This window comes from Pantoea sp. X-Soil-OKNW-556 (genome assembly GCF_059730695.1).
Window position 1 is genome coordinate 3072308 of record NZ_AP035990.1, and the last position, 11531, is coordinate 3083838.

9 protein-coding genes are annotated in these 11531 nt (G+C 57.4%); 3 read left to right on the forward strand and 6 right to left on the reverse strand.

Annotated elements, in window-relative coordinates; translation table 11 throughout:
- Positions 1–104: 104 nt before the first annotated feature.
- Positions 105–2744 carry a DNA topoisomerase (ATP-hydrolyzing) subunit A gene (gene gyrA, locus AC6I8T_RS14380; protein WP_208723929.1) on the reverse strand — a complete coding sequence of 880 codons (2640 nt, stop codon included), beginning with the start codon at positions 2742–2744 and terminating at the stop codon, positions 105–107.
- Positions 2745–2921: 177 nt separating this feature from the next.
- On the opposite strand from gyrA, the gene ubiG reads away from it, so the two are divergent.
- Entirely contained in the window at positions 2922–3647 is a 726-nt protein-coding gene (gene ubiG, locus AC6I8T_RS14385; protein WP_021185051.1) for a bifunctional 2-polyprenyl-6-hydroxyphenol methylase/3-demethylubiquinol 3-O-methyltransferase UbiG, read from the forward strand.
- Between the two features lie 80 nt (positions 3648–3727).
- Here ubiG and lsrG read toward each other — a convergent pair whose 3' ends face one another.
- Genes lsrG through lsrA form a run of 5 tightly spaced genes read right to left on the reverse strand, consistent with a single transcriptional unit; the run spans position 3728 to position 8619 of the window.
- Complete coding sequence (lsrG, locus tag AC6I8T_RS14390) at positions 3728–4021, reverse strand: (4S)-4-hydroxy-5-phosphonooxypentane-2,3-dione isomerase (protein WP_208723928.1); 294 nt, start codon at positions 4019–4021, stop codon at positions 3728–3730.
- An 11-nt stretch (positions 4022–4032) separates the two neighbouring features.
- On the reverse strand, positions 4033–5040 hold the full coding sequence (gene lsrB, locus AC6I8T_RS14395; RefSeq protein ID WP_208725564.1) for an autoinducer 2 ABC transporter substrate-binding protein LsrB: 1008 nt from the start codon (positions 5038–5040) through the stop codon (positions 4033–4035).
- A gap of 5 nt (positions 5041–5045) precedes the next feature.
- The gene (gene lsrD, locus AC6I8T_RS14400; protein WP_208723927.1) at positions 5046–6059 is read right to left on the reverse strand and encodes an autoinducer 2 ABC transporter permease LsrD; all 1014 of its coding nucleotides are present in this window, start codon (positions 6057–6059) and stop codon (positions 5046–5048) included.
- Complete coding sequence (gene lsrC, locus AC6I8T_RS14405) at positions 6056–7102, reverse strand: autoinducer 2 ABC transporter permease LsrC (RefSeq protein WP_497834063.1); 1047 nt, start codon at positions 7100–7102, stop codon at positions 6056–6058. Before lsrC ends, lsrD begins: the two co-directional genes overlap by 4 nt.
- Positions 7102–8619: an autoinducer 2 ABC transporter ATP-binding protein LsrA gene (gene lsrA / locus AC6I8T_RS14410; protein WP_497834064.1), complete on the reverse strand. Its 1518-nt coding sequence runs from the start codon at positions 8617–8619 to the stop codon at positions 7102–7104. The genes lsrC and lsrA overlap by 1 nt, the downstream gene beginning before the upstream one ends.
- Positions 8620–8836: 217 nt before the next feature.
- Here lsrA and lsrR point away from each other — a divergent pair, with 217 nt between their 5' ends.
- Complete coding sequence (gene lsrR / locus AC6I8T_RS14415) at positions 8837–9808, forward strand: transcriptional regulator LsrR (RefSeq protein ID WP_208723924.1); 972 nt, start codon at positions 8837–8839, stop codon at positions 9806–9808.
- A 47-nt stretch (positions 9809–9855) separates the two neighbouring features.
- Positions 9856–11433 (forward strand): autoinducer-2 kinase, encoded by a 1578-nt coding sequence (gene lsrK, locus AC6I8T_RS14420; RefSeq protein WP_497834065.1) that lies wholly within the window; start codon positions 9856–9858, stop codon positions 11431–11433.
- Positions 11434–11531 lie beyond the last annotated feature (98 nt).

The following is an 11531-nucleotide window of genomic DNA, read 5'->3' on the forward strand; positions in this document are numbered from 1 at the left end:
ATCATCCCTTAAAAGCCAGTCAAAGCGCTCTTGGTGGCGAAAACTCTGAAAAAGAAACGGCAGGTCGGTTGCCCTGACCTGCCGTTGATTTTCAAGATTACGAATTACTCTTCTTCATCCGCATCTGGCGCGTCATCGTCATTATCGACTTCCGGCGTGATATCGTCATCGCCTTCCGCCACACTGCCGTCGATGGAATCCAGTTCTTCTTCTTCCACCGGTTCAGCAACGCGTTGCAGACCCACCACGTTTTCATCTTCTGCGGTACGAATCAGAATCACACCCTGGGTGTTACGACCCACCACGCTGACTTCCGATACGCGGGTACGCACCAGGGTACCGGCATCGGTGATCATCATGATCTGATCGCTGTCGTCCACCTGCACCGCACCGACCACCGGTCCGTTGCGTTCGGTGACCTTAATCGAGATCACACCCTGCGTGGCACGGGATTTGGTCGGGTATTCGCTGTTGGCAGTACGTTTACCGTAACCGTTCTGCGTCACAGTAAGGATGGCACCCTCTTCACGCGGCACAATCAGCGACACCACTTTGTCGCCTTCGGCCAGCTTGATACCACGAACGCCCGAAGCAGAACGTCCCATTGCGCGCACTGCCGACTCGGCGAAGCGCACCACTTTACCGGCGGCTGAGAACAGCATGGTTTCGTCGCTACCGTTCGTCAGCGCCACACCGATCAACTCATCGTCTTCACGCAGGTTGATGGCAATGATGCCGGCACTACGTGGACGGCTGAACTCCTGCAACGCCGTTTTCTTCACGGTACCGTCAGCGGTCGCCATAAAGATGTTGAAGCCTTCGGTGTATTCACGCACCGGCAGAATGGCGGTGATACGCTCGTTGGCTTCCAGCGGCAGCAGGTTGACGATTGGACGTCCACGCGCACCACGGCTGGCTTCCGGCAACTGATAGACCTTCATCCAGTAGAGACGGCCACGGCTGGAGAAGCACAGAATGGTGTCGTGGGTGTTAGCCACCAGCAGACGGTCGATAAAGTCTTCTTCTTTAATACGGGCTGCGGATTTGCCTTTACCGCCACGACGCTGGGCTTCATAGTCCGACAGCGGCTGGTATTTGACATAACCCTGATGCGACAGCGTCACTACCACATCTTCCTGATTGATCAGGTCTTCGATGTTGATATCGGCGCTGTTGGCGGTGATTTCGGTACGACGTTCGTCACCGAACTGATCGCGCATCGCCACCAGTTCTTCGCGGATCACTTCCATCAGGCGCTCAGCGCTTTGCAGGATGTGGATCAATTCCGCGATTTGGTCGAGCAGCTCTTTATATTCATCAAGCAGCTTCTCGTGCTCCAGGCCGGTCAGTTTCTGCAAACGCAGATCCAGAATCGCCTGAGCCTGTTGTTCCGTCAGGTAATACTGACCGTCACGGATACCGAATTCTGCTTCCAGCCACTCCGGACGCGCCGCGTCATCACCAGCACGCTCCAGCATGGCAGCCACGTTGCCGAGATCCCACGCCTGAGCGATCAATCCGGCTTTCGCTTCTGCCGGGGTCGGCGCGCGACGGATCAGCTCGATAATCGGATCGATGTTGGCCAGCGCAATCGCCAGACCTTCAAGGATATGGGCACGGTCACGCGCTTTACGCAGTTCGAAAATGGTACGACGCGTCACCACTTCACGACGATGGCGGACAAAGGATTCCAGAATCCCTTTCAGCGTCATGATTTTCGGCTGGCCCTGATGCAGCGCCACCATGTTGATGCCGAACGAAACCTGCAACTGCGTCAGCGAGTAGAGGTTATTCAGAACCACTTCACCCACAGCATCGCGTTTGATTTCGATGACGATACGCATGCCGTCTTTGTCAGACTCATCACGCAGCGCGCTGATGCCTTCAACACGCTTCTCTTTCACCAGCTCGGCAATCTTCTCGATCAGGCGCGCTTTGTTCACCTGATAGGGAATTTCGTGAATGATGATGGTTTCGCGGCCGGTTTTGGCATCGGTTTCCACTTCGCCACGGGCGCGGATGTAGATTTTGCCGCGACCGGTACGGTAAGCCTCTTCGATACCACGGCGACCATTGATAATGGCGGCGGTCGGGAAATCGGGTCCCGGAATGTACTCCATCAGCCCTTCAACGCTGATGTTTTCATCGTCGATAAAGGCGAGGCAGCCGTTAATCACTTCCGTCAAGTTGTGCGGCGGAATGTTGGTCGCCATACCTACGGCGATACCGGACGAACCGTTCACCAGCAGGTTAGGAATTTTGGTCGGCAAGACTTCAGGGATCTGCTCGGTGCCGTCGTAGTTCGGCACGAAGTCGACCGTTTCTTTCTCCAGGTCAGCCAGCAGCTCATGGGAAATCTTCGCCATACGCACTTCGGTGTAACGCATAGCTGCGGCGGAGTCGCCGTCGATGGAACCGAAGTTACCCTGACCGTCAACCAGCATGTAACGCATGGAGAACGGCTGCGCCATACGGACAATGGTGTCGTAGACGGCGGAATCACCGTGGGGGTGATATTTACCGATAACGTCACCGACCACACGGGCGGATTTTTTATAGGCTTTGTTCCAGTCGTTACCCAGTTCGCTCATGGCAAAAAGCACACGGCGGTGCACCGGCTTCAGGCCGTCACGGACATCGGGTAAGGCTCGGCCAACGATGACCGACATGGCGTAATCGAGATACGAGTTTTTCAACTCTTCTTCGATATTGACCGGTGTAATTTCTCTCGCAAGGTCGCTCATGGAGCCGCTATCCCTCTACATAATCCCGGAATTCAAAGGTGCGAAAGTATATCACATTGCTTACATGGGGTGAATGTTAAGCGCGGTTTAATGCGGCTTTTCCTTCGTTCTGAGAGGTGCGCAGGCCGCGCTTAAGCGTTTATACTGAAGCCACATTTTGTCTGGAGTCATGATTCAATGAATGAACAACCGCAGGAAAGCCGCCAGAACGTCGATCACAACGAAATTGCCAAGTTTGAGGCAGTCGCATCGCGCTGGTGGGATTTAGAGGGTGAATTCAAGCCGTTACACCGGATTAATCCCCTGCGTCTTGGCTGGATTGCCCAGCACAGCAACGGCCTGTTTGGCAAAAAGGTGCTGGATGTCGGCTGCGGTGGCGGCATTCTGGCAGAAAGCATGGCGCGTGAAGGTGCCGATGTCACCGGGTTAGATATGGGGGCTGAACCGCTGGAAGTGGCGCGTCTGCATGCGCTGGAAAGCGGTGTCAGCGTCAATTACGTCCAGCAAACGGTGGAAGATCACGCCGCCAGTCACGCCGGTGCATATGATGTCGTCACCTGTATGGAGATGCTGGAGCATGTGCCCGATCCGCGTTCGGTGGTACTGGCCTGCGCGCAACTGGTGAAACCAGGCGGCGAAGTATTCTTCTCCACCATTAACCGCAACCCCAAAGCCTGGCTGCTGGCGGTGTTCGGTGCCGAATATGTGATGCGCATGGTGCCGCGCGGCACCCATGACGTGAAGAAATTTATCCGTCCGGCCGAGTTGCTGAACTGGGTGGATGAAACCCCGCTGCGTGAACAGGGGATGATTGGTCTGCATTACAACCCGCTGACCAACCAGTTCCGCCTGGGACGCGGGGTGGATGTGAATTATATGGTGCATACGCATCGTCAGATGTAATGGCACCTTGCGTGATGAATCGCGCCGCTACAATTTGTTCTTAGCCCTGTAGCGGCGCGATTTATCGCGCATAAGACAAACTAGGCCGGGAATATCCCGTTAAACACCGTTTTCTTTCTCGGCTCGGACATCAGCGCCTCCAGCGCGTCGACACAGGCGAGATAGTGCGGTGTTTTTTTATGCGCCAGCACCGCCGCTTCATTGGCGTAAGCTTCGTAAATAAAAAAACGCGTCGGTACGTTGCTATCCTGCAACACATCAAAACGCATGTTGCCCGGTTCCTGCACCGCGCCTAGATGATTTTCGCGAAAAACTCGTAGAAATTCGTCGATACAGTCGGGTTTGACGTTAATCTCAACCAAAGTGACTTCCATTCGCCTGCTCCTTAAAAATCGTAGTTATCGATGTTGTCTTTGGTAAATACCACCCGCTCCGGCAACAGCACGATGCCGTTGTCTTTGGCCTCATAATTGTAGCCCTGCACGCTGTTGTCTGAGACTGTCACTTTCCCCACGCCGGGCACCTCCAGGGTATCGCCCGGATTAAGGTTGCCCTTCAGCAGTTGGTTGGCAACCGCGATAGAGATTTTGCCCTGCTTCACCACGTCCCACAGGCCAAACTGTTGCACCGTACCGCGTTTGACATAAGGCCGCATCACGTTCGGCGTACTGAAGCCGACAATGGTGACATTCTTGCGCCCGAGGTTTTCCGCCGCCTGCGCCGCTGCCGGTAACGCATTGGCATCCGGGGCGATAATCGCATCCAGATCGTTCCAGGATTTCAGAATACCTTCGGCGGTTTGCAACGATTTGGTGGCATCGTTATAACCGTACTGCGTGGTGACGATCTCCCAATTCGGATGATCTTTGGCAATCTTCGCTTTGGCTTCTTTAACCCACTGGTTTTGGTCCGTCACCGTTGGGCTGGAGTAGAAAAACGCCACCTTCGCTTTGTCCTTCTTCACCTGGCTGGCCGCCATATCCACCAGCATGCCGCCCAATTGTGTCGGTGTGCCCTGATTAATGTAAATCGAGCGGCATTCCGGTTTGGTATCGGAATCCCAGGTCAGCACCTTCACGCCACGTTGCATGGCGCGTTTCAATGCCGGACACAGCCCGTCTGGTGAAACGGCCGCCACCACAATGGCGTTGTAACCCTGATTGACGAAGTTGTTGATCATCTGAACCTGGCCGGAGACGCTGGGTTCGGTCGGGCCGTCGTAAGTCACATCTACCCCGAGGGCCTGACCCGCGTCCGTGGCCCCTTTGCCACCGCTGGTGAAATAGCCCACGCCCACCAGTTTCGGGATAAAGGCGATTCGCTCGGCTGCCTGCACGCTAAAGCTCACGCCGAGCACACAGCAAAGCGCCAGTGATAAACGCTGCATTTTCATCATTTTTACTCCTGGTAAGATGTGCGTTCCCGCGTGAAGCGTGCACACAAGCGCCGGCTAAGCTGGCGCACAATGCCTGGATTCAGGCTCCAGGAGCGTCCGATCACCGCAAGAATCAACAAAGCACCCGCAAGCGCACTGCTGACCTGACTCGACACTCCCACCATTTGCAAGCCCTGCTGCAAAAACCCAATCACCAGCGTCGCCAATGCGGTGCCCAGCACCGAACCTGCTCCGCCGTAAATATTTGCCCCGCCCAGCACCACCGCGGTGATAGCAGGCATCAACAAGGGGGCGCCGAGATCGGCACGCGCCGAGCCAAAATAGGCACTCATCACCGCCGCCGCGATGGCGGATGCCAGGCCAACCAGGCTGTAGAGCAGCAACAAGGTGCGATTCACCGGCAGCGCGCCGTACCGTGCCGCACGCAGGTTCTGCCCCAGCAAAAACACATAACGCCCGGTACGGGTGCGATGCATCAGCAACCAAAACACCAGACACAACAGCGTAAATATCAGCAAGGGCATGGGGATACCGAGCGGGGTGAGATTGGCTAAATCGGTAAAGGTCGCCGGAAAGTCTCCGATGCCTTCAAAACCGGTCGCCCCGACCAGACCAGAGAGCAGCAACGCGCCGCCGCCGTAGAGATAAAGGGTGCCCAGGGTAATCACCAGCGGGTTGACGCCGGTCCACAGAATCAGGGCACCGTTGAGCCATCCACACAGGCTGCCGAGCAGCAGCGTGCACAACAAGGCGACAGGCAACGGCCAGTGACTCTGCAACATGATGCCGAGGGCGATGGCACACAAGCCGGTGACCGCCGCAAAGGAGATATCGATACCCCCACTGACAATCACCAACGTCAGCGGCAACGCCACAATGCCGACGGTGATAAAATCGCTGGTGCTGAACAGTAAGGTGTCGATATTCAACATCCGGGGGTTGGCCCAGCCGAACAGCAAAATCTCCAGAACCAACAGCAGCGCCAGCGCCCCTTCCCAGTTCAGATAGCGTTTCATTCCGTCGCTCCCCGGCGCGTCGCCGATGTCGATGTGGCTTTAGCTGCGCTTTTTTTTCGCACCGGGGGCGTTAAAAAACGCGTATAGCGCTGACGATGTAAACGGCGCGCCAGCGCCTGACGTAAACGCCCATCAATCACCAGCACCAGCAACAACACCAGGCCAGAGATAAAATCGTTCCACCAGGCGGGCAGCCTGAGCAACACCAGCACGCTGTCGATTTGCGTCAGGAACCACGCGCCAAGTACCGCTCCCAGCAAGGTGCCGGAACCTCCCAGCAGGCTTACGCCACCGAGCACGCAGGCGGCAATCGCTTTCATCTCCATGCCGGTGCCGGTTTGATTGGGTACAAAGCCAATTTGTGCGGCGAACACCATCCCGGCCAGCGCCGCCATCGCCCCGTTGACGGTAAACGCCAGCAGGCGAACCTGATGCACCGGTACGCCTAACTGACGCGCCCCTTGCAGGTTATCGCCAGTAGCGTAAAAGTTACGACCTGCCGCGCTGCGGGCGAGGAATACCATCATCACCACGGCAATCAGCAGCACCATGATCCCCAACGGGGACAGGCCGCCAAACAGCGGTACGGCCAGGGTTTTCAATTGCTCGGGCAGCCCTTCAATCCATTTGCCGCCGGTCAGGAGCAACATCAGGCCACGGTATAACCCGAGGGTACCGAGCGTGGCGACAATTGCCGGTATGCGCAACCCAACCACCAGCACGCCGTTAAACAACCCGGCCAGCATACCGCTGGCCAGCGTCAGTAAGCAGGCCAGCGGCAGCGCCATCCCCTGATTCAGCAGGATGCCCAGCACCGCCGCGCACAACCCCATTGTGGAACCACTGGAGACATCGATGTTGCGCGTCAGCAGGACCAGCGTCGCCCCCATTGCCAACAGGATGGCGATCTGCGCACTGCCAAAAATCATTCCCACCAGTTGCAGACTGGCAGTTTGCCGATCCAGCAACCACGGCAGCAGAAATAACAGCAGGATCGCCAGCAACGTGCTCAGTTCACGGTGGGTTTGCAGATATTTCAGCATCAATGTTCTCCTGCCGCCTGAGCGTGACGTCCCCAGGCCATCTGGATAATATTTTCAGCGCTGACCGCCGACTGCGTTAATTCGCCGACCCACTCGCCGTGATGCATCACCACCACGCGATCCGCCAGTTGCGCCACTTCATCCAGATCCGAGGAGATGATGATCAAACCAATCTGCTGCGCCACTACCGAGCGCAGCAGCTGATAAATGTCAGCGCGGGCCGCCACATCCACCCCGCGCGTCGGTTCATCGACGATCAGGACTTTTGGCATCGCTTCCAGGCAATTTGCCAGCAGCAGCTTTTGCTGATTGCCGCCGGACAGGGTACGCGCCAGTTGGTCACAGCGGCTAAATTTGATGCCCAGCGCTCGCTGGTAACGCGTCAGTACCGCCCTCTCCTGCGCAGGTCGCAGCCACCAGTTACGGCGCGGCAGGGTTAACGCGGTAACGTTCCACGCCAGTGGAGCATCCGGGTAGAGGCCGGAGGTTTGCCGATCTTCAGGCAGGTAAACCAGCCCGGCGCGCAGCCGTTGCGCCGGCGACATTGCCAGCAGCGATTGTTGCTGCAAATGCGCCGATCCACTGCTGGCCGGACGCAAGCCATACAGGGTTTCCGCCAGCTCGGTGCGTCCGGCACCGACAATGCCTGCCAGCCCGAGAATCTCTCCCGCCTTCACCTGGAGAGAGATCTCGCGGAAGCCTTCACCGCTCAAAGCCTCCACCTGCAACAACACCTCGCCTTTGCGGCCCGATGGCGAATTACCTGCCTGCAACCACAGTTGCTGTTCCGCGCTGAGCGGCGGCTGTCGTTCTGGTGGCATCATCGCGGCCACCAGCGCGTCATCATTAAGGACGTCAATGTTGTCGTGCAGCACCACGCAACCATCGCGCATTACGCTAACCTGATGTGCCAGCGCGCGGATTTCCGGCAGCTTGTGGGAAATAAACACCACGCCAACGCCTTGCGTGGCGAGCTGGCGGATCAAACGAAACAACCGATCGGTTTCTACCGGCGTGAGTGAGGCAGTGGGTTCATCGAAGATCACCACCCGGGCGTCACGCATCAGACCACGCAAAATCTCGACCTGCTGCTGGTCAGCCACGGCCAGGGAGCCAGCCTGCGCATCCAGCGGCAGCGTGCTGCCCATCTGACCGAGTAAACGTTGCAGTTTCTGCTGATCGGCCTGCGCACGCGGCAGGCGAAACAGGATGTTTTCACGCACCGTCAGACTGGGAAACAACAACGGCTCCTGCGGCACCAGATAAATGCCGCGTTGATGCGCTTTGGCAGGGGTCATCAGGGGAAGAGTCTGCCCGGCGAGCAGGATCGTGCCGCTATCCGGCTGTTCAATTCCGGCGATGATCTTCATCAGCGTTGATTTGCCGGCACCATTCCCCCCCAGCAGCGCATGGATTTGCCCTGCATGCAGTTGAAAATCGATGCCCCGCAATACCGGCACGCCGGAGAAGGCCTTACTCACTCCGGTGATTTGCAACAGCAGGCTGCTCTGCCCCATCACGACTCCCGTTACGAACAAATGATTTTTAAAACACATTATGTTCACAATCCTGGATAAGCTTTTTCGATAAAACTCTCGCAGCGGTCACAGATTGTTATTTCGCCATGATGGCGCGTATGATTGTGGCTGACTTGTTGAGCGAACTGCCAGCAAGGTCACATTTTCTTTACGATCCCGAACGAACAATTGATTTACTTTTTATAAAGTGTTCATCATGAAAAGCGATCTTAACCCGGCAACGGGTCTGACTGTGGAACACAGTATGAGTGAAGAAGAGCTACTGGCGCGTACCGCCTGGTTCTATTACCACGACGGACTGACACAGAACGAAATTGGTGAGCGGCTCGGTTTGACGCGCCTGAAAGTGTCGCGCCTGCTGGAAAAAGGCCGTCAGTCGGGCGTGATCCGCGTCCAGATCAACTCCCGTTATGAGGGCTGCCTGGCGCTGGAACATGCGCTGCTTGAGCGATTTAACCTTAAGCAGGTCCGGGTGCTGCCGCAGCTCGATAGCCCCAACCTCAGTCAGCGACTGGGCGTGGGGGCGGCACAAATGCTGATGTCGCTACTCCAGCCGCAGCAACTGCTGGCGGTGGGATTTGGCGAAACCAGCATGAACACGCTGCAACATCTGAGCGGCTTTATCGCCTCGCAGCAGATCCGCATGGTGACGCTGTCCGGCGGCGTGGGGCCGTATATGACCGGGATTGGTCAGTTAGATCCGGCGTGCGGCATCAGCATTATCCCCGCGCCGCTGCGCGCTTCCAGTGCCAGCGTTGCACAAATTCTGCGCCACGAGCGCAGCGTGCAGGACGTAATGCTGACCGCCTGTGCTGCCGATGTGGCGATCGTCGGCATCGGGGCGATCGGTCAACGTCAGCAGGCGACGATTTTGCGCTCGGGGTATATCAGCGAAGGTGAGCAATTGATGTATGGCCGTAAAGGCGCGGTGGGCGACATCCTCGGCTACTTTATGTGTCATGACGGGCAACTGGCTGAAGCGATGCCCATCCATGATGAATTGATTGCCGTTAGCCCTGACGAGCTGGCGACGATCCCCACCGTGGTCGGAGTGGCCGGTGGTGCAGAGAAAGCCGAAGCGATCATTGCCGCGCTGAAAGGCAAACGCATTAATGCTCTGGTGACTGAAGAGGGAACAGCCCGCGCGATGTTGGCGTTATTGTCGTAGCCCTGCGGCGGGGTCGATCCGGTCAGATTATTGCAGGAGTTACTGAGATGACGATATCCCACGCCCCGCATTTAATGGCGCTCGACGCCGGTACCGGCAGCATTCGAGCCGTGATTTTTAACCTGCAAGGCGAGCAGGTTACCGTCGCACAAGCGGAATGGCAGCACCTTGCCTTGCCCGATGTGCCCGGATCGATGGAGTTTGATCTGGCAAAGAACTGGCAGCTCGCCTGCCAGTGCATTCGCCAGGCGCTGCACCAGGCGCAACTGCCTGCCAGCGCGATTCGTGGCGTGGCCTGTTGCTCAATGCGTGAAGGTATCGTGCTGTATAACAAGGCTGGTGATGCCATCTGGGCCTGTGCCAACGTCGATGCCCGTGCCAGCCGCGAAGTCAGCGAACTGAAAGAGATCCATCACGGCGAGTTTGAGCGGGAGATCTACCAATGTTCCGGGCAGACGTTGGCGCTTGGCGCGATGCCACGTTTGCTGTGGCTGGCGCACCATCGACCGGATATTTATCGTCAGGCTTCCACGCTGACGATGATCAGCGACTGGCTGGCGAAATGCCTGAGCGGCGAACTGGCCGTCGATCCTTCCAATGCCGGTACCACCGGTTTGCTTGATTTATACACCCGCAACTGGCGTCCCGATCTGCTTGAGATGGCGGGCCTGCGCGGCGATCTCCTGTCACCGGTAGCGGAGACCGGCACGCCGATCGGAGCGGTCACCGCTGAAGCAGCCGAGGCGTGTGGGCTGCGGCAAGGGACGGTCGTCGCCGTGGGTGGCGGTGATGTCCAGCTCGGCACCCTGGGGCTGGGTGTCGTCAACGCCGGAGAAACTGCGGTGCTGGGCGGCACATTCTGGCAACAGGTGGTGAACCTGCCGCAGCCACAGGTCGATCCGGCGATGAATATTCGCATCAATCCCCACGTCATTCCGGGGATGGCGCAGGCTGAAGCCATCAGCTTTTTTACCGGACTGACCATGCGCTGGTTTCGCGATGCCTTTTGTAGCGAAGAAAAATTGCTGGCAGAACGGTTGGGTGTCGATTGTTACAGCCTGCTGGAAGAGATGGCGGCGCGCGTTCCGGCAGGTGCCTGGGGAGTGATGCCGGTGTTCTCCGACGCCATGCACTTCAACAAGTGGTATCACGCCGCCCCCTCGTTTATTAACCTTTCTATTGACCCTGAACGTTGTAATAAACAAACCCTGTTCCGCGCGTTAGAGGAGAATGCCGCCATTGTCTCAGCCTGTAACCTCGACCAGGTGGCTGCCTTTTCCGGCGTCCGTGCGCCGCATTTGGTGTTTGCCGGCGGGGGTGCCAAAGGCAAGCTGTGGAGTCAAATCCTGAGCGATGTCACCGGCCTGACGGTAAAAGTGCCCCAGGTCAAAGAGGCCACCGCGCTGGGCTGTGCGATTGCGGCGGGGGTGGGAGCCGGGCTGTACCCCAATCTGGCGGAGACGGGGCGTGATTTGGTGCGCTGGGAGCGGGAGTTTACCCCCAATGCGACTAACCATGCTTTGTATCAACAGCAAAAGACCGTGTGGCAGAAAGTGTATGCGGATCAACTGGCGTTAGTGGATAACGGGCTAACGACTTCGATGTGGAAAGCGCCGGGGTTGTAAAGAAGTGCGCGATAAATCGCGCCGCTACGAATGGGTGCACACGTCGGAGCGGTGCGATTCATCGCACAAAACTGCATCTTGATTTCATAAAAACTTCA